The organism is Spirillospora sp. NPDC052269 (assembly GCF_040679435.1).
Taxonomy (GTDB): domain Bacteria; phylum Actinomycetota; class Actinomycetes; order Streptosporangiales; family Streptosporangiaceae; genus Spirillospora.
In genome coordinates, this window is record NZ_JBFAUU010000014.1 from 160,352 (window position 1) to 178,357 (window position 18,006).

The 18,006-nt window shown below is 71.2% G+C and carries 17 protein-coding genes; 7 read left to right on the top strand and 10 right to left on the bottom strand.

The features are described 5' to 3' along the window. Nucleotides 1–104 precede the first annotated feature (104 nt). On the top strand, nt 105–611 hold the full coding sequence (locus AB0L06_RS28875; protein WP_500234258.1) for a hemerythrin domain-containing protein: 507 nt from the start codon (nt 105–107) through the stop codon (nt 609–611). Further along, complete coding sequence (locus tag AB0L06_RS28880; protein ID WP_500234259.1) at nt 608–1,486, top strand: Vgb family protein; 879 nt, start codon at nt 608–610, stop codon at nt 1,484–1,486. Before AB0L06_RS28875 ends, AB0L06_RS28880 begins: the two co-directional genes overlap by 4 nt. A gap of 4 nt (nt 1,487–1,490) precedes the next feature. Here AB0L06_RS28880 and AB0L06_RS28885 read toward each other — a convergent pair whose 3' ends face one another. Further along, the gene (locus tag AB0L06_RS28885) at nt 1,491–2,063 is read right to left on the bottom strand and encodes a MarR family winged helix-turn-helix transcriptional regulator (RefSeq protein ID WP_500234260.1); all 573 of its coding nucleotides are present in this window, start codon (nt 2,061–2,063) and stop codon (nt 1,491–1,493) included. A 201-nt stretch (nt 2,064–2,264) separates the two neighbouring features. Between AB0L06_RS28885 and AB0L06_RS28890 the strand changes: the two genes are divergently transcribed. Then, entirely contained in the window at nt 2,265–3,710 is a 1,446-nt protein-coding gene (locus AB0L06_RS28890) for an APC family permease (protein ID WP_500234261.1), read from the top strand. A 63-nt stretch (nt 3,711–3,773) separates the two neighbouring features. On the opposite strand, the gene AB0L06_RS28895 is transcribed toward AB0L06_RS28890, so the two are convergent. Then, entirely contained in the window at nt 3,774–4,559 is a 786-nt protein-coding gene (locus AB0L06_RS28895) for an acetoacetate decarboxylase family protein (RefSeq protein WP_500234262.1), read from the bottom strand. Between the two features lie 160 nt (nt 4,560–4,719). Between AB0L06_RS28895 and AB0L06_RS28900 the strand changes: the two genes are divergently transcribed. Continuing rightward, the gene (locus tag AB0L06_RS28900; RefSeq protein ID WP_500234263.1) at nt 4,720–6,108 is read left to right on the top strand and encodes a glutamine synthetase family protein; all 1,389 of its coding nucleotides are present in this window, start codon (nt 4,720–4,722) and stop codon (nt 6,106–6,108) included. A 13-nt stretch (nt 6,109–6,121) separates the two neighbouring features. Next, the gene (locus AB0L06_RS28905; RefSeq protein ID WP_500234264.1) at nt 6,122–7,372 is read left to right on the top strand and encodes a cytochrome P450; all 1,251 of its coding nucleotides are present in this window, start codon (nt 6,122–6,124) and stop codon (nt 7,370–7,372) included. A gap of 91 nt (nt 7,373–7,463) precedes the next feature. Here the strand turns inward: AB0L06_RS28905 and AB0L06_RS28910 are convergent, their stop codons facing one another. Then, nucleotides 7,464–8,675 carry an MFS transporter gene (locus AB0L06_RS28910; RefSeq protein ID WP_500234265.1) on the bottom strand — a complete coding sequence of 404 codons (1,212 nt, stop codon included), beginning with the start codon at nt 8,673–8,675 and terminating at the stop codon, nt 7,464–7,466. A 115-nt stretch (nt 8,676–8,790) separates the two neighbouring features. Between AB0L06_RS28910 and AB0L06_RS28915 the strand changes: the two genes are divergently transcribed. After that, on the top strand, nt 8,791–9,699 hold the full coding sequence (locus AB0L06_RS28915; protein WP_500234266.1) for a LysR family transcriptional regulator: 909 nt from the start codon (nt 8,791–8,793) through the stop codon (nt 9,697–9,699). Nucleotides 9,700–9,749: 50 nt separating this feature from the next. On the opposite strand, the gene AB0L06_RS28920 is transcribed toward AB0L06_RS28915, so the two are convergent. The 7 genes from AB0L06_RS28920 to AB0L06_RS28950 all read right to left on the bottom strand — a co-directional run bounded on the left by AB0L06_RS28920 (nt 9,750) and on the right by AB0L06_RS28950 (nt 16,537). Beyond that, nucleotides 9,750–10,631 carry a hypothetical protein gene (locus AB0L06_RS28920; RefSeq protein WP_500234267.1) on the bottom strand — a complete coding sequence of 294 codons (882 nt, stop codon included), beginning with the start codon at nt 10,629–10,631 and terminating at the stop codon, nt 9,750–9,752. A gap of 277 nt (nt 10,632–10,908) precedes the next feature. Then, complete coding sequence (locus AB0L06_RS28925) at nt 10,909–11,094, bottom strand: DUF397 domain-containing protein (RefSeq protein WP_500234268.1); 186 nt, start codon at nt 11,092–11,094, stop codon at nt 10,909–10,911. Next, nucleotides 11,091–11,606, bottom strand: coding sequence for a Scr1 family TA system antitoxin-like transcriptional regulator (locus AB0L06_RS28930; protein ID WP_500234269.1), 516 nt, complete (start codon nt 11,604–11,606; stop codon nt 11,091–11,093). The genes AB0L06_RS28925 and AB0L06_RS28930 overlap by 4 nt, the downstream gene beginning before the upstream one ends. 174 nt (nt 11,607–11,780) lie before the next feature. Further along, a complete protein-coding gene (locus AB0L06_RS28935) occupies nt 11,781–12,005 on the bottom strand; it encodes a type II toxin-antitoxin system Phd/YefM family antitoxin (RefSeq protein WP_500234270.1) in 225 nt (74 codons plus the stop codon). A 15-nt stretch (nt 12,006–12,020) separates the two neighbouring features. Further along, complete coding sequence (locus tag AB0L06_RS28940) at nt 12,021–13,541, bottom strand: hypothetical protein (protein WP_500234271.1); 1,521 nt, start codon at nt 13,539–13,541, stop codon at nt 12,021–12,023. Nucleotides 13,542–13,598: 57 nt separating this feature from the next. Then, nucleotides 13,599–15,026: an aldehyde dehydrogenase family protein gene (locus AB0L06_RS28945; protein WP_500234272.1), complete on the bottom strand. Its 1,428-nt coding sequence runs from the start codon at nt 15,024–15,026 to the stop codon at nt 13,599–13,601. 20 nt (nt 15,027–15,046) lie between these two features. After that, nucleotides 15,047–16,537, bottom strand: a complete 1,491-nt coding sequence (locus AB0L06_RS28950; RefSeq protein ID WP_500234273.1) for a PucR family transcriptional regulator — start codon at nt 16,535–16,537, stop codon at nt 15,047–15,049. A gap of 92 nt (nt 16,538–16,629) precedes the next feature. On the opposite strand from AB0L06_RS28950, the gene gabT reads away from it, so the two are divergent. After that, nucleotides 16,630–17,970, top strand: coding sequence for a 4-aminobutyrate--2-oxoglutarate transaminase (gene gabT, locus AB0L06_RS28955; RefSeq protein WP_500234274.1), 1,341 nt, complete (start codon nt 16,630–16,632; stop codon nt 17,968–17,970). Nucleotides 17,971–18,006: the final 36 nt, after the last annotated feature.

The window sequence follows — 18,006 nt, forward strand, 5'->3', positions numbered from 1 at the left end:
CCAGTTGAACGGCCGTTCCACGCGCTGGTACAACCTTGCCCAGCGTCGCGTGCACCCGGCAGGAGAACGTCGCGGGCATGGAGGCGCGGTAGCAAGGGACGACCTTGTCTTCACCCCGTGAACGCCTCACGGCGTTCGGCGATCAGCTCATCGAAGTGCACCTCTGGCTCCGCGACGAACTCGACGCGCTCCGCGAGAGCGTCGAGGAACACCTGTCCGGCGGAGCCCGTCCGCGCGAACTCAGAGCCCACTGCCTGACGTTCTGCGCGGCCCTGAACCGGCATCACCAAGGGGAGGACGGCGGCGCTTTCCGCACGCTCGCCGACCAGTTCCCGGAACTGCGTCCGGTCCTCGAGGAACTGGCTCGGGACCACCGGATCATCGAGGATTCCCTCCGCCGGCTCCAATCCCTCCTGGACACCCTGACCCCCGAAAGCGACCCCGTCGTGGTCGGGCGCGAACTGGACAGTCTCGCCGCGTTGATGGAGACCCATTTCCTCTACGAGGAGAAACGCATCGTCGCGGCCCTCAACAGCCTGGACGCTCCTGAATGGCGTGACAGCCGTCCGGACTTCCTCAGCACCACCGATTCGACGAAAGGCATGGCTTGATCCGCACGACCATCGAAGAACACGCCGTCTCCGGCCCGGAGGACGGCCCCTACGCGATCACCACCGGCCCGGACGGCGCCCTGTGGTTCACGCTCGTCGAGGCCGCGAGGATCGGCCGCCTCGTCCCCGGTGAGGAGCCCAAGAGCTTCGCGCTGACCCCGGACAGCGGCCCCACGGTCATCGCACCCGGCCCGGACGGCGCGCTCTGGTTCACCGAGTACCGCTCGAACCGCATCGGCCGCATCACGGTCGACGGTGCGGTGACGGAGTTCCCGCTCCCGGCCGCCGACGCCAAGCCGTTCGGCATCGTCGCAGGTCCGGACGGTGCACTGTGGTTCACCGAGACCGCTGCCGACGCCATCGGCCGCATCACCGTGGACGGCGAGGTGACCGAGTTCCCGCTGCCGCTCAAGGGCGCGTTCCCGTCCGCGATCACGGCGGGCCCGGACGGCGCGCTCTGGTTCACCATGAACATGGCCAACGCCATCGGACGCATCACGACCGATGGCGAGGTCACCGTGCACGAGCTGCCCACCGAGGGCGCCGCGCCGGTCGGAATCGCGTCCGGTGACGACTGCCTCTGGTTCGTGGAAATCGGCGCGGGCCAGATCGGGCGCATCGAACTCGACGGCCGGATCACCGAATTCCCGCTGCCCGATCGTGCCGCTCGTCCCCACGCGGTCATCGTGGACGGCGACGGAACTCCCTGGTTCACCGAATGGGCCGGAAACCGCCTCGCGAGCATCGCTCCGGACGGCGCCGTGACCGGCCACGACCTCCCGACCGCGAAGAGCGAGCCGCACGGCCTGGCCCTGGGCCCGGACGGCGCGATCTGGACGGCCCTGGAGATCGGCTCCCTGGCACGGCTCGCCTAGGGGATCAGAGGCGGGGGCGGCGGCCGGAGCGGCGCGGCGGGGGCGGGGAGCCCGCGAGCAGCGACTGGCGACGGTCGTCGCCGTCGGCCTCCAGGTGTTCGACGATGGCGCGCAGGGAGCGCGCCAGGCTCGCGCTCTCCTCGGTCGAGAGCGGCGCCGCGACGAAGGACTCCTCGGCGTTGAACGCGGGGAACAGGTCGCACATGAGGGTCTCGCCCTCGGCGGTGAGGCGGAGCAGGACGAGCCGTCCGTCGGTGGCGTGCTGGTGGCGTTCCAGCAGGCCGCGGCCCTCCAGGGTGCGGACGACGCCGGTGAGGGTGCCCTTGGAGATGCCCGCCTCCTCGGCGACGTGGCGGGTCTCCATCTCCTCCCAGATCCACACCACCCACAGGACGACGAAGGCCGTCCAGGTGAGGTCGGCGCGGCGCAGGACCGAGCCCTCCACGTGCTGCCGGATGGCGGTGGCGGCGCGGTAGATGTTGGAGACCGCCATCATCGCCTCATGCCGGATGGGCACGTCGCCCAGCCGCCGCTGGATCGCCTGCTCGGTCTCGCCGAGGGTGTGATGCCCGGTCACGCGCTCTCCATCCGTCGTCGGCTCCCGACGAACCTACTCTTGTCGGCGCTCGTTTGAATCCGTACGATCCCTGCAACCCGGAAGTCGTGCGGGGCCAAATGACCCCTTTTGTCCTGCATGTCGGGCAATGGCGAGCGATCCGCGCCCCTGCCCCCGACACACCCGCCGGGCGATCCTTCCGCGCCCAGCCTGGAGCCGCTGATGGCGATCTCAGATGTCGCATCCCCCCTGTCCGCTCCCGCCGACCAGCCCGGACGCCGCATCGGCGTGCCCGGCATCGTGTTCTTCGTCGTCGCCGCGTCCGCGCCCCTGACGGTCGCCGCGGGCGGCATGCCCACCTCGTTCGCGGTCTCGCGGACGCTCGGCATCCCGGCCCTCTACGTGGTGCTCGGCGCCCTGCTCGTCCTCTTCACCGGCGGATACGCGGCGATGAGCCGCTCGATCGCCAACGCCGGGGCCTTCTACGCCTACGTCACCCACGGCCTCGGGCGCGTCGCCGGGGTCGGGACGGCGTTCATCGCGCTGCTGTCCTACAACACCATGCAGGTCGGCCTGTACGGGATCTTCGGCTTCACCACGGCCGACCTGCTCAAGAGCAAGCTCGGCTGGGACCTGCCGTGGTGGGGCGTCGCGCTCGCCGGGGTCGCGGTCGTGGCCGTCCTCGGGTTCCGCCGGATCGACCTGAACGCGCGGGTCCTCGGCGTCCTGCTCGCGATCGAGTTCCTGACCGTCCTGGTGTTCGACCTCGCGCAGTTCACCGACGCGCCGGACGGCGTGACCGCGCAGCCGCTCGGCTGGGACGCCGTCCAGACGGGCGCGACCGGCGCGGCGATGGTCGCCGCGATGGCCAGCTTCATGGGCTTCGAGGCCGCCGCGATCTACGCCGAGGAGTGCCGCGACCCGCGCCGGACGGTCGCCCGCGCGACCTACATCGCCGTCGCGGTCATCGCCGGGTTCTACGCGTTCACCGCGTGGGCGATGACGATCGGCGCCGGCCCGAGCCAGATCATCGACCGGTCGGGCAAGGAGGGGCCGGGGATGGTCTGGGGCCTGGCGACCCAGCACGTCAACAAGACGTTCTCCGACACCGCGCAGTTCTTCCTGGTCACGAGCCTGTTCGCGGCTCTGCTCTCGTTCCACAACGCGGTCGCGCGCTACTTCTTCTCGCTCGGACGGGACGGCGTGCTGCCCGGCCCGCTCGCCCGGACGCACGCCAAGCACCGGTCCCCGCACGTGGGATCGGCGACGCAGACCGTCCTCGCGATCGTCGTGGTCGTGGCGTTCGCGGCGTCCGGCAAGGACCCGGTGCTGACGCTGTTCAACTGGTTCACCAACCTCGGCGCGCTCGGCGTGATGCTGCTGCTCGCGCTGACCTCCGCGGCCGTCGTCGCGTTCTTCTTCAAGGACGCGCGGAACGAGAACCTCTGGAACCGGCTCATCGCGCCCGTCCTCGCGGGGCTCGGCCTGGCCGCCCTGTTCGTCGTCTGCCTGCGGAACTTCGACGCGCTGCTCGGCGCGGACAAGAACTCCCCGCTGGTCTGGGTCCTGCCCGGCATGATCTTCGTGTCCGGGCTGGTGGGCGTGGCGTTCGCGCTCTTCCTGCGGGTCCGGCGACCCGAGGTCTACCAGCGCATCGGCCGCGGCTGACGTCCGCGAAACGAGGAAGCGGCGTGCCGGGAGGTCCGGCACGCCGCTCTCTGTATTCCGCGGTCAGGCGAGCTTGCGGCCGCCGTTCCAGACGACGCCGACCTGCCGGTAGTAGGCGCCGATGATCTCGTCCACCTCGAGGGACGCCAGCTCCTCGGTCGGGGCCTCGAAGAGCCGCAGCTCGGCGTCGCCGCGCCACGCCTGGCCCGCCTCGAACGAGGACGCGCCGGACTCGATCAGCTCGTCCAGCGCGGGCCCGCCGCCGAGCTCGATGCTCGGCAGGTAGCGGTGGTGCGCCATCGGGTGGCCGTTGACGAACCCGTTGGTCTCCGACGGCTCGCGCAGCGTCACCACGGCCTCGGCCAGGCGCCGGTCGGCGGCGGCGAGGGTCGCGCCGAACCGTCCGCCCTCGGCGATGCGCGGCGCGGCCCCGCCGAACGGGTGCGGACGCGTCTGGTGGATCGAGCCGAGCTTCTTCGGGTAGCCCTGGTGCAGGCCGCGCGCGATGGCGAAGTCCTTGTCGACCCAGATGTAGACGCAGCGCGAGTACGTCCGTCCCTCGAAGGAGCAGCGGACGACGACGAAGCACTCCTTGTACTGCGCGCGCACGGGGTCGAGCAGCTCCTCGCCCGAGGCCGAGCTCGACTGCCAGTCCGCCCAGATCAGCGCGACCGCGCCCGGGTCCTCGTCCGCGAGGGACAGCGGCGCGGGCAGCAGCTCTGCCACCCGCGCCGGGTCCGTCCGGTACTCGATCGTGAGCAGGTCGCCGGAGTAGTGCCACGGCGGGCCGGGGATCAGCGACGACCGGCCCGTCGCGGTTCGGGGGTGCAGGAAGCCGTGCACGTCCATGCTGCTCCTTCGGGGGTTCGTTTGGGTCCGTACGTTATCTGCGGGCCCGGGACATGACCAGGGCCGGGACGGATTTCGGTCGCCACGAGGTCTTGTCAGCGCTTACTTCGGCCCATATGGTTTGGGCTCAAATGACCCCCCGTGCAGGGAGTGTTCGACGGTGAACAACCCACTCGACGCGGCCCGTGACCACGCCGCCCCCGGTTCCGACACGGATGTCGCGTCCGTCGTGGAGCGGCTCGTCGCGGACGGGATCGACGTCGTCCGCGTCGCCTACTCCGACCTCATCGGCACCGAGCGCGCCCGGGACGTCCTGGTCGAGCAGCTGCCCGGCGTGATGGAGCACGGCCTGGCGTTCTGCCGGGCGGTGTACCACACCTCGCCGATGGGCGACGTGGTCCCGGTCCCCGAGGGCCTTGAGGCCGGACTTCCCGACATCAAGGTCGTCCCGGACCTGTCGACCCTCGCCCCGATCCCGTGGGAGCCGGGCGTCGCGCACTGCCTCGGCGACGCGCACGAGCCCGAGGGCGAGGAGATGTGCCCCGAGGGCCCGCGCGAGGTGCTCCGCCGCGTCACCGCCGCGCTCGGCGCGACCGGCATGACCGCCGTCGCCGGCCCGGAGCTGGAGTACTTCCTCTGCGAGCCCGACGCGCAGAGCCCGACCGGATGGCGCCGCTACGGCGACGCCACGGGCAACGTCTACGTCGCCGGACGCAAGGGCGACCCCGACGGCCACCTGCTGTCCACGCTGCGCCACCTGAAGAGGTACGGGATCGGCGCGACCATGGGCAACCACGAGTTCTGCGGCGGCCAGTTCGAGATCAACCTGAACCACTCCGAGGCCCTCGACGCCGCCGACCGCGCCTTCCGCTTCAAGTCCGCCGTCAAGGAGATCGCCCGCCAGGACGGACGGCTCGCCACGTTCATGGCCAAGCCGTTCAACGACGAGGGCGGCTCCGGCTTCCACGTCCACCTGTCGGTCTGCGACGAGGACGGACGTAACGTCTTCGCGGACGAGACCGGCGAGCACGGCCTGTCCGACACCGCGCGGCACGCCATCGCGGGCGTCCTCGCCCACGCGCCCGCGCTAGCCGCGCTGTTCAACCCGACGGTCAACTCCTACAAGCGGTTCGGGCCGGACACGCTCGCGCCCTGGCTGATCGACTGGGGCCTGGACAACCGCAGCGCGATGGTGCGCATCCCGCCGGAGCGCGGCGCCGCGACCCGCCTGGAGGTCCGCCTCGGCGACGCGACCGCCAACCCCTACCTCGGCATCGCGGGCCTGGTCGCCGCCGTGCACCTCGGCGTCCGCGACAAGCTCGAGTGCCCGGCGCCGCTGGAGGGCTACGGCTACGACGCCGAGCGCTCCCCGCTGCTGCCCGCCGACCTGCCCGCGGCGCTCGACGCGCTGGAGGCGGACACCGACCTGACCACCGTGCTCGGCGAGGCGTTCGTCCGGGCCTTCCTGACCTACAAGCGCGACGAGGTGGAGCGTTTCCAGCGGTACGTCACCGACTGGGAGTTCCGCGAGTACGCCTACCACCTCTGAGAAGGAGCACCGCTTGAGCACCGCGACGTCCCTGGACCTCGCCGACCCGGACCTGTTCCTGGACGGCGCGACCCCCTACCGGATCTTCGCCGACCTGCGCCGCACCGACCCCGTCCACTGGACGCCCGAGCACGACGGCGGCAGCGGCTTCTGGTCGCTGACCAAGCACGCCGACATCGTCCGGGTCGACCGCGACGCCGAGACCTTCACCTCCACCAAGTTCGTGAACCTGGAGGAGGTGGACGAGCGGCAGGCGGGCATCCGCCGCTCGCTGCTGGAGACCGACGGCCCGCGCCACCACGCGCTGCGCCGCGTCCTGCAGCGCCAGTTCACCCCGCGCGCCGTCGCCGGGTACGAGACGTTCCTGCGCGGCCTCACCGCCCGGACGCTCGACCGCGCCCTCGCCAAGGGCACGTTCGACTTCGTCAAGGACGTCGCCGCCGACTTCCCGATCAACGTCCTGGCCCGCATGATGGACGTCCCGGAGGACGACACCACCCGGCTCATCGAGTGGGGCAACCGGATCATCGCCAACCAGGACCCCGAGTACGCCGACGTCGTCATCCACAGCGCCGAGTCGGAGAAGTACAAGGACCTGCCGTTCCGCTCGCCCGCCGCCCTCGAGGTCTTCGAGTACGGCCGCGACCTCGCGCAGAAGCGCCGTGGCGGGAACGGCGAGGACCTGGTGTCCAAGCTGGTCAACGAGATGCCCCTGGACGGCGAGCCGCTGTCCGGGCACGACTTCGACAACTACTTCCTGCTGCTGGTCGTCGCGGGCAACGAGACCACCCGGCACGCCATCACGCACACCATGCGCGCCCTCATCGACAACCCCGGGCAGGCCGACCTCCTGCGCGCGAACCCCGCGCTCATGGAGCAGGCCGTCGAGGAGTTCCTGCGCTTCGCCTCCCCGGTGTACCACTTCCGCCGGACGGCCACCCGCGACGTCGAGCTGCGCGACAAGACGATCCGCGAGGGCGACAAGGTCGTCCTCTGGTTCGCGTCCGGCAACCGCGACGAGGACGTCTTCGAGAACCCCGACGTCTTCGACGTGACCCGCACGCCGAACGACCACATCACCTTCGGCAAGGGCAGCCCGCACTTCTGCCTGGGCAACGCGCTCGCCCGCCTTGAGCTGCGCGTCATGTTCGAGGAGCTGCTGCCGCGGCTCGCCGACATCCGCCTCGCGGGCGACGTCCGGCGCGTCCGCTCCAACTTCGTGAACGGCATCAAGGAGATGCCGGTCACCGTCACCCTCGCCTGACCGGCGATCCGGAGGGCGGGCCCGCCCGCTTGGCGGAGGGCGGACCGCCCACGCGATGGGGCGGACCCGCCCGCACGGGTCCGCCCCTCCGCTATCTGCGGCGCGCGAGGACGACGGTCGCGACCGCGCCCGCCGAGAGCAGCACGGCGAACCACACCATGGACGCGTTCAGCCCGAAGTGGCGCTGCGCGGCCGAGAACAGGATCGACGGGAGCCCCAGCCCCACATAGGCGATCGCGAAGAACACCGCGAGGACCCCGGCCCGCGACTCGGGCCGCGCCGCCTCGGCCGCGTCCGCCAGCGACGCCTTGAACAGCAGCCCGGCGCCCGCACCCGTGACCGTCGCCGCGACCAGGAACACCGCGAGCGACGGCCGGTACAGCGACAGGACGGTCAGCGCGAGCCCCGCCGGGAACAGCACGACACCGAACGCCGACATCCGCGCCCCGGACCAGCCGCCCGCCGTCAGCTGGACGACCGCGCTCGCCGCGAACAGCGCGAAACCGGGCATCCCGGCCGCGAACACCGACGTCTCGCCGAGCTCGCTCCGCAGCATCACCGCGCTCAGCGACGAGAAGAAGCCCATCACCCCGAACGCGAACGCGCCCGTCCCGGCCGCCCCGGCGAACATGGCGCCCGCTCCGTCCCGCAGCCCGAACCGGCGCGGCACGCGTTCCGACCCGTCCACCGTCTCCGGCGCGTCCAGCCAGAGGACGACGGCGAGCGCCGTCATCGTCACCGCGAACACCACGAACGTCGTGGCCAGCGGCCTCGGCGCCCACGCGCCCAGCACCCCGGCGACCAGCGGCCCGAGCGCCAGCCCGCCCAGGTTCGCCGACGCCGCGACGACCCCCGGAACCCGCGAAAGCGGACGATCCGGATGGGCGCGCCGATACAGATCCGCCAGATAGGCCGTCGCGGTCGCCGCCATCAGGCCCGTCCCGACCCCGTTCAGCACCCGCGCGACGATCACCCCCGCCAGCCCGTGCCAGACCACGAACAGCACGGCCGAGGCCGTCGTGACCAGCAACGCCGGGACGATCACCATCCGCCGTCCGTGCCGGTCCGACAGGTGCCCGAGCAGCAGGAACCCGGTGGCCGTCCCGACGACGATCGCCGCGAACGCCACCGTCACCATCGTCGGCCCGAACCCGTCCCGTGCCGCGAACAACGGCCACAGCGGCGTCGGCGCCGTCCCGAACGCCATCACCACCGCGAACGCCGCAGCGGTGACCCAGAACGCGCGCATGGGCGCCCGCGCGTCCTCGCGCGCAGGGCTCCGGATCAGGGAAACAACGGGCATACCAACTCCATTCGAACGGGAACCCCTCCAGACAAGCAAGCCCCCGCGCCCCTTCCAACCCCCTCCAGAACAGCAAGTGGAGATACTTTTCATCTCTCCTGGAGATAATGAGCCCATGGAGCTACGCCACCTCCGCCATTTCGTCGCACTCGCCGAGGAACGGAACTTCACCCGCGCGGCCGACCGCGAACTGATCGTCCAGTCCGGCCTGTCGTCCTCGGTCCGCGCCCTGGAACGCGAGGTCGGCGCGGAACTCTTCGTCCGCGGCAGCCGCCCCGTCCGGCTCACCGCCGAGGGCGCCGCGCTCCTCCCGGCCGCCCGCCGCACCCTGGAATCCGCGGAAGCCGCGCGTCAGGCCGTCCAGGACGTCCGCGGCCTGCTCTCCGGCCGGCTCCGGATCGGCACCTACCCGATCAACCCGCGCCTGCTCCCACTCCCGGAGCTCCTGGTCGCCTTCGCCCGAGCCCACCCCGCGCTGGACGTCTCCGTCCGCCAGATCCCCGGCACCGGCCTCGCCGCCAAGGTCGCCGACGGCGAACTCGACTGCGCGATCTTCGACCAGATAGGCCCCCTGCCCGAGGGCCTCCGCGCCGTCCACCTCCTATCCGAAGAACTCCAGGTGGCCGTCCCCGCGACCCACCCCCTGGCCACCCGCGCGACCGTCACCCTCCAAGACCTCGCGAACGAACCCTTCGTCGAAACCGACCCCGCCTGGACGACCCGCCTCCGCACCGACGCCGCCTTCACCGAAGCCGCCGTCCCCCGCCGCATCGTCTGCGAGGTGGCCGACTGGCAACTCCTCCGCGACCTAGTCGAAGCGGGCCTCGGCATAGCCCTGGCCCCACCCACCCAACTAACCCCAAGAGCCGACGACCCGACCGACACCCTCCGCCTGATCCCCCTGAAGGACGCCAAGGTCGAACGTCACCTGGCCCTCGTCCTCCCGACCACCCCGTCCCCAGCCGCCACCCACTTCGCCGCCCACCTCACCACCTGGACGAAAACCCCCACCACAAACCACTGACCGCGCCCCCGAGAACCCTCAGGAAGCGCGGTCAGTCACTCAAGCTCGGGTCAGTCGAACAGCGCCTCAGCGTTCCCGACAAAGGCGACCTTGCGAAGCCACCCATCGAGCACGTCCAGGTCGGTGCACGCGTTGATCCGATCGGCCGCCGCGGTCGGAACCTCGATCCCACGCGACCGCAGCACCGCCAGCAGCGCCGTGGCCTTGCCCTTGGCCTCGCCCGTGGCTTCGCCTTCGGACCAGATCTGGCGGCCCCAGTCGCTCTGCGGCTTGTAGGCGTCCGTCTTCATGATGGCCTCCAGGGTGCGTCGTGCGGCTTCCGACAGGTGGCCCAGCACGTAGTCATAGTACTGTCCCCGAAAATCCTCGTTGGTGACCTGCAGGGCTGCGGCCATCGCCTCCAGGACGGGCGGTCCGCCTTCGTCGGCGTGTGCCGGGGCCGAGAGGAGGACCCATTCCGGACACTCCTTGGCCTGGGCAGGATCGACGATCGGCTTGAGGTCGTGCGGTGTGTAGGCCAGCACCTTCAAGTCGAACCCGGGGTGGCCGGTCTTCATGGGAGCGCGGACGCGCTGCGCGATGGACGAGGTCGGGCAGAGGGCCATGATGGTCGTCGGGCACTGGAAACGGCGCCGGATGCTGGTCACGTACTCCGGCCACGAGTAGGAGATGCGTTCCAGGTCCTTCCGGCCCGCGCTGCGCTGCACCTCGTGAACGATCGCGCGCCGGGGATTCTTGGCGGACGAGCCGATCAACGAGATGTCCAGGGTGATCTGCTGCGGCCCGAGGTCGGTGACGGTCTCGGGGCCCATCTGCCAGCTCAGGTCGTCCGGTACGTCCAGGCCGAACACGTCGGTCGCGACCTTCCGGGCCAGCTCGGGCCGGTTCCGGAAGTATTCGAGAGGAATCTCGTGATCTTTTGAAGGGGGCATGTGGTGAACGTTAATGGTGTTCGAGTCAATACGTTGTGCGATTTCGGCAAGTGGGCCACCGAATGCAGTTTCGTTCGAACAAACGTCCGTTCTTGTCGCCCATAAAGTCGGGAGCGCCCGTATATGTCTGCTTGAATGGTGGTGTCATGGCATGGGTCGCGGACGGTCGAACGGGGCTTGTCTACTTGGACCCCCGTGTGCGCTAAGGCGGGTTCGCCTGGGCAAAGCGAAACGGGCCCGCCTTGAGGGCGGGCCCGTTGATGCTTCGGGGTGGACGTCAGGCTGGGGTGTGGGCCTTGACGGCGCTGACGAGGTCCGCGAAGCCCGTGGTGTCCAGTTCGAGGCGTGGGCCCTCGGGGTCCTTGCTGTCGCGCATGCCGACGGTGGTTCCCAGGCCGGCGAGTTCGACGCAGTCGCCGCTGCTGCTGCCGCCGCTGTGGCTGCTCTTTCGCCATTCGGTCACTGCAAGCTCTCCAACTTCTGCATGAGGCGATCCCGCGTGGCCGACTCTGAGAGGGCCATCGCGCTCATTCGGTCATACCGTAGCCCGAGTTCTCTCACTTCGAGCCCATCAAGTACGACTTTTCCGCCCAGTTGGGCCCACATGTAGCCCACCAGCGTTCCGGCGAGTGTCGTGATCAGCTCGAAACTCCCCGAGTATCCGACGTGCCATTCCGAGGCGGGCAGGATTCGGAGGCTGGCGCGCTCGCTGAGATCCAGGAGTGCCTGCAACTGCTCGCGGACGACGTCGTCGCTGATCGGCGGGGTGAGGGCGGCCTCGTCGAGTGCTTCGACGTGCAGTTTGGTGAGCTTCAGGCGTCCGGCTTCGTAGTTTCCTACGCGCTGCCGGTCGGCGTCGATGATCTTTGCGACATCGTCCAGCGTCACTCCTCGCAGCTTCCGCTCGTGCCGCAGCTGGACGCCCATGGCGTTCCAGAGGGAGGCGAAGGGGTCGAGAAAGTCGGCGGCGGGCATCGGCGACTCCCATTTGTAGTAAGGGGGTCCCTCCAGGGGGCTTCGTGGAGCAGCTTAAGTCGGGCGTGGTGGGAGTGGGGCGCAGTCGAGCTGAATTTCCTTGGATTCGAGCAGCGAATCGGCGTGGCGTTCGAAAATGGCGCAATAAATTGGATGGAAGTCAGGCGAAGGAGGTTATTTGGGGTACTGCAGGGCCTCTTGCAGGGAGGTGGGGAGTCGGCGGGCGTTCTCCGGAGAGCGCAGCAGGTGGGCGGTCTCCCGCAGGGCCTCGTACTCGTCCGCCGGTACGAGATAGGCGCTTTCGGTCGGGGAGACGATCTTCATCGCCTTCGCGTCGTCGTTGACCTTTTGGATCAGAGCTTCCAGGTGTTCGCGTGCTTCGCGCGCGGTGATGGCCACGGCTTCGCCTTCTCGTCACGGGGTGGTGAGGAGGTTTCGCATTTCGTGGGGTGGGAGGGACGGGTTGGAGGCGGCGGATTCGGCCACCTCTGGGATCGGGTCGCTGAGCAAGGCGACGATGGTTTCGAGCGGGAGTGTGGGGTGGGCCGCGGCGAGGTGTCTGGCTCTGGGGTCGGCCAGGCAGGCCGTCAGGGCGGGTGGGGTGGCGTTGGGGTGTTCGGCGATTGTGGCGAGGGTCTTTCGGGTGGGGTGCTGGGCGGCCAGGGTCTCCAGGACGTCGGATGGGGTTTCCGGGTTGGACGCCAGTTTGATCGCGATGCGGAGGCCGTGCCGGTCGAGCATGGTGCGGAGCTGGGGTGCGGTGAGGCCGGGGTGCGGGGCGATGGCCTTGACGACCTTGGCGTCGGGGTCGTCGGCCAGGGCGTCGCGGAGCGTGGCGGGGAGGTCCCGGCGGGCCGCGATCAGCATGCGGACGGCCGGGTTCGGGGAGGTCGCCATGGCCTCGGTCTCGTCGGGGGAGGCGGCCAGCACGCGGGGGAGGGCGTTGGTGGTGCCGAGCTTGGTGATCGGGGCCAGGGCGGCCAGGGCGTCGAGGGGGACGCGCGGGTTGAACGCCAGGGAGCGGCGGATGAACGAGTCCGTCGACGTGGCGAACGTGCGCATCAGGGACGTGCTGATCGCGGGGTTGGCGGCCAGCTGGCCGAGCACGCCCGGTTCGCTGCTGGTGGCGAGCCGTTCGGCGGCCTCGGGGGTCAGGTCGGCGCGGGACGCGAGCGCGTAGCGGAGCGAGTAGAACGGGCTGTCCGCGAACGACATGGCCGCCGAGGTCGGGGTGGACGGGTTCTCCAGCGCCTGCTGGCGCGTCACCTGGACGGTGGACTGGTGCGAGCCGTCGCACGCCGCGCCGGGCGGCAAGTGGCAGTCGATGTGCGGGCAGGACGGGTCGTGGACGAACGGGATCTCCTCCCGCTCGCAGACCTCGCAACGGACGGCCGGGGGAAGGCCGTGACCGGTGAGCAGCGATGCGAGGAGGGACGGCGGGGTCGCGGGGTTGGCGGCGACGCCGGTCCGGACGCCGGCGTGCGGATGCAGGGCGAGCGCGGCGGCGAGCTCGGGCAGGGCTGTCCAGGCGAGTTCCTCGACGACCTGGGGGTCCTTGTCGCGAGCGAGGGTGTACTGGACGTCGGCGGGGAGGTTCGGGCAGTCGGTGAGCCGGGCGCGGCGCCTGGGGTCCGGGTCGACCGCCAGGAGGCGGGCCCATTCGGGGCGGCCGTGGCCTTGGTCCAGCAGCGCGAGGGCCGCTTCGGGGAAGGTCGCCGGGTCGAGGTCGTCCGGGTTCAGGGTTTCGGCTAGTGACCATGCGCACGACTCGTCCGTGGCGATCAGGACGAGGGCCTGCGCGGCGGTGAGGTCGTCGCGTCTGGCCAGTTCGGAGGCCAGGTCCGGGGCGTCGAGCGCGATCAGGCGGGGCAGCAGGACGGGCGGCAGCGACGGGTTGGCCGCCAGGCCGAGCAGGACGGGCGAGATAGGGGGCACGCCGGTCATTGTGGCTGACGGCCGGGGCCGCCCGAGGGCCCCGGCCGCCAGGGGAAATCAGAGGGGGAGGCCGGTGAGGACCATGATCTTTTCTTCGGTGTAGTCGGTCATGGCGGAGTGGAGGCCCTCGCGGCCGACGCCGGAGTCCTTGACGCCGCCGTAGGGCATCTGGTCGGCGCGGTAGGACGGGACGTCGCCGATGATCACGCCGCCGACGTTCAGCTCGCGGTGGGCGCGGAAGGCGACGTCGACGTTCCGGGTGAAGACGCCCGCCTGGAGGCCGAACTTGGAGTCGTTGACCTTGGCGAAGGCCTCGTCCACACCGGAGGTCTTCTGGACGACCAGGACGGGGCCGAAGATCTCCTCGCGGAGGACCTTGGCGTCCTCGGGGACGTCGGTGAGGATCGTCGGGGCGTAGGTGGCGCCCTCGCGGGTGCCGCCGGCGACGATCTTCGCGCCGGACGCGACGGCCTCGTTCACCCAGGCCTCGACGCGCTCGGCGGCGGCCTCGCTGACCAGCGGGCCGACCTGGGTCTTGTCGTCCCACGGGTCGCCGGTGACCAGGGCTTCCACGGTCTCGGTCAGCTTCGGCAGGAACTCGTCGAGGACGGTCTCGTCGACGTAGACGCGCTGGACGGCGATGCAGGACTGCCCGGCCTGGTAGTTCGAGAACAGGCCGATGCGGGACGCGGCCCAGTCGATGTCGGCGTCCGGCAGGACGACGGCCGCGCCGTTGCCGCCCAGTTCGAGGGTGACGTGCTTGCGCGGGACACGGTCGTTGATCGACCAGCCGACCGGGACGGAGCCGGTGAACGACACGATCGGCAGGCGCGGGTCGTCCACGAGGTCCGAGGCGCGGTCGTTCGGGACGGTCAGCACCGAGACCATGCCCGCGGGCAGGTCGGTCTCGGCGAGGATCTCGCCCAGGACGAGCGCGGACAGCGGGGTCGCCGGGGCGGGCTTGACGATGATCGGCGCGCCCGCCGCGATCGCCGGGGCGACCTTGTGCGCGGTGAGGTTCAGCGGGAAGTTGAACGGCGCGATGCCGAGTACGGGGCCCTTGGGGACGCGGTCCACGTAGACGATGCGGCCGACGCCGCCCGGCTCGGTGTCGAGGCGCTGCATGGTCGGGGACCAGCGGCGGGCCTCCTCGGCCGCGAAGCGGAACACCGACACGGCGCGCTTGACCTCGACGCGCGCCCACATGAGCGGCTTGCCGTTCTCGGAGGTGATCAGCCGGGCGATCTCCTCCAGCCGCTCGTAGAGGCGGCGGGAGACGTGCATGAGCGCGTCCGCGCGCACGTGGACGGGCAGGGCGGCGGCCTGATCGCGGACGGCGTGGGCCGCCGCCACGGCCTCCTCGACCTGCTCGGGCGTGGGCACGGCCACGACGCCGACCTCGCGGCCGTCGTACGGGTGCGTCACGACGAGGGTTTCGGTGCCGGTCTCGGGGCGCCCGGCGAGCCAGAAAGGAGTCACGTCCATAGAACCGACGTTATCTCTGCTTACTCCAGGTCGGATGCGCCGGTCAGGCCAATCGGACCGGCCGCGTTGTCCGTGACGGCGAGTGCCACCCACAGCTCGGCCCGGACGCCCGGATCGTCCAGGTCACGGCCCAGGAGCTCGGAGACGCGCCGGACGCGGGTGCGCAGCGTGTGCCGGTGGACGTCCAGGTCGCGCGAGGCCTCTTCGAGGCGTCCGCCGGCGGCCAGGTAAGCGCGCAGGGACGTCAGGAGGGACGGTTCGGCGCGCAGGGGAGCGAGCAGGGCGTCCGCGAAGCCCTGGGCGAGGTTCGGGTCGAGGACGCCGAGAAGGCCCTGACCTGGGAGTTCGTCGTATCCGAGGGGCTCGCCGGTGCGGCGGGCGGCGGCCAGGGCCCGTTCGGCCTGGACGAGCGCAGTCCCGAGAGAAGACGCGGACGCGGCGGGCTCGCTCACCCCGACCGGGCCGTTCGCGAGGGCCGCGACCCGGCGGACGTCGGGCGAGGGGGCGATCACCACGACGTGCCCGGGGCGGGGGAGGGCCAGGCAGCGGTCGCCGAGCGGATCGGCCTCCAGGGCGTCCACGATGGCGGTGTTCGCGCAGGCCAGGACGGACGCGGGGAAGCGCGGCGCGGCCCTGTCCGGCGCCGGGAGGTCGAGCAAGGCGGCGGCCAGGGCGGCCCGGAGATCGCGGCCCGAGCGGGGTGTCTCCGAACGCAGCGTCAGAAGCGCGGCGGCGGCGCCCACGATCGTGTGCGCCACGTGCGGCAGCGGTTCCGGGGTCCCGACCGCGAGGAATCCGAGCGGACGGTCGCCCAGCCCGATCCCCTGGACGACCACGTGCGCGTCCCCGTTCACGAGGGACAGACTGCCCACGACCGCCCGTCCTCGGGCTCCCGACCCGCTCAGGGCCGTCGTGGACGGGGCCGGGCGGAGGCGGGCCAGATCCGGGGCCAGGCCGGGAGCGCGGGACGCGGCGGACGGCGGTTCCGCGTGCCGGACGGCCCCGGTGGCGTCCAGCAGCAGCGCCCAGCCGCCCAGCTCGCGGGCCAGCCGGACGATCACGGCGGACGGGCCGTCCATCGCGGCGCGGGACAGGGCCCGCTGGGCCCGGAAGGCGCGCGTGACGTCCTCGTACCACTCGGCGGCGAGCATCCGGGAGACCGCCTTGCCCACTGCGATGAACGGCGTAGCGCGCGGGACCTCCAGCAGCGCCAGGCCGTGCGTCCGCGCCGCCGAGATCAGCGCGGGAGGCACCGCGTCGTGGACCACGCCGATCCCGAACCCGACGCCCGCGACCTCACGGCGCACCAGCCGCGACACGTACTCGTCGGCGTTCTCCGAGGTCAGCCGCATGCCGGTCGTGAGAAGCAGCTCGCCGCCCTCCAGATAGGCGGTCGGATCCTCCAGTTCGCTGACCGCGACCCAGGAGACCGGGGCGTCCGGCGGGACGGGCGTGAGCGGGCGCAGGCCGAGCCGGGGCAGCGCGGCGACGGCGGCGAGGCGGGGCGGCACGTCCGAATCCTTCCGTGAGGGCGAGCCGGGCGGCGCCGATTCGCCGCCGCGGCGAGTTCAGCCTACGGCCCCGCCGGTCTACCGTCAGGCCTATGACCAGCGAAATCGCCCAGGAACGGCGCATCGTCACGGAGATCCCCGGCCCCCGCTCCCGGGAGTTGCAGGAGCGCCGCAAGGCGGCCGTCCCGCCCGGCGTCGGCAGCGTGCTGCCGGTGTACGTGACGGACGCGGGCGGCGGCGTCGTCGTGGACGTGGACGGCAACTCGCTGATCGACTTCGGCTCCGGGATCGCCGTCACCAACGTCGGCAACGCCAACCCGCGCGTGGCCGAGCGGGTGAAGGCCCAGGTCGAGAAGTTCACCCACACCTGTTTCATGGTCGCGCCGTACGAGTCGTACGTGCAGGTCTGCGAGGCGCTGAACACCCTCACGCCCGGCGACCACGAGAAGCGGTCGATCCTGGTCAACAGCGGCGCGGAGGCCGTGGAGAACGCCGTCAAGATCGCCCGGTACGCGACCGGGCGGCAGGCCGTCGTGGTGTTCGACCACGGCTACCACGGCCGGACGCTGCTGACGATGACGCTCACGGCGAAGAACATGCCGTACAAGCAGGGCTTCGGGCCGTACGCGCCTGAGGTCTACCGGATGCCGCTGGCCTACCCGTTCCGCTGGCCGACCGGGCCGGAGAACTGCGGCCCGGAGGCGGCGCAGCAGGCCATCGAGCAGATCACCAAGCAGATCGGCGCGGAGAACGTGGCCGCCGTGGTGATCGAGCCGATCGCGGGCGAGGGCGGCTTCATCGAGCCCGCCCCCGGCTTCCTGCCGCGCATCGCCGAGTTCGCCAAGGACAACGGCATCCTGTTCATCGCGGACGAGGTCCAGACCGGCTTCGCGCGCACCGGGCACCTGTTCGCGTCCGAGCACGAGGGCATCGTCCCGGACCTGATCACCACCGCGAAGGGCATCGCGGGCGGCCTGCCGCTCGCCGCCGTCACCGGACGCGCCGACATCATGGACACGGTCCACGGCGGCGGCCTCGGCGGCACCTACGGCGGCAACCCGCTCGCCTGCGAGGCGGCCCTGGCCGTCCTGGAGGAGATCGAGTCGCAGGGGCTCGTCGAGCGCGCCCGCGCCATCGGCGACACGATGCTGCCGCGCCTGCGCGAACTGGCCGGGAAGCACGAGGTGATCGGGGACGTCCGCGGACGCGGCGCGATGATCGCCGTCGAGCTGGTCAAGCCCGGCACCAAGGACCCGGACCCCGAGGTCACGGCCGAGATCGCGCGCCGCTGCCACGCCGCCGGCCTGCTCGTCCTCACCGCCGGGACCTACGGCAACGTGCTGCGCTTCCTGCCGCCGCTCGTCATCCCGGACCACCTCCTCGACGAGGGCCTCGACATCCTCGCCGACGCCTTCGCCGAAGCCACCGCCTGATCGAGACGACGATGCCCGGAGCGCCGCGCAGGCGGC

What these genes read in the sequence shown, in the direction of transcription:
- AB0L06_RS28945 (WP_500234272.1), bottom strand. Translation starts at nt 15,026, where the DNA reads ATGGACGTGACTCCTTTCTGGCTCGCCGGGCGCCCCGAGACCGGCACC.
- AB0L06_RS28910 (WP_500234265.1), bottom strand. Translation starts at nt 8,675, where the DNA reads ATGCCCGTTGTTTCCCTGATCCGGAGCCCTGCGCGCGAGGACGCGCGG.
- AB0L06_RS28920 (WP_500234267.1), bottom strand. Translation starts at nt 10,631, where the DNA reads ATGCCCCCTTCAAAAGATCACGAGATTCCTCTCGAATACTTCCGGAAC.
- AB0L06_RS28895 (WP_500234262.1), bottom strand. Translation starts at nt 4,559, where the DNA reads ATGGACGTGCACGGCTTCCTGCACCCCCGAACCGCGACGGGCCGGTCG.
- gabT (WP_500234274.1), top strand. Translation starts at nt 16,630, where the DNA reads ATGACCAGCGAAATCGCCCAGGAACGGCGCATCGTCACGGAGATCCCC.
- AB0L06_RS28915 (WP_500234266.1), top strand. Translation starts at nt 8,791, where the DNA reads ATGGAGCTACGCCACCTCCGCCATTTCGTCGCACTCGCCGAGGAACGG.
- AB0L06_RS28890 (WP_500234261.1), top strand. Translation starts at nt 2,265, where the DNA reads ATGGCGATCTCAGATGTCGCATCCCCCCTGTCCGCTCCCGCCGACCAG.
- AB0L06_RS28930 (WP_500234269.1), bottom strand. Translation starts at nt 11,606, where the DNA reads ATGCCCGCCGCCGACTTTCTCGACCCCTTCGCCTCCCTCTGGAACGCC.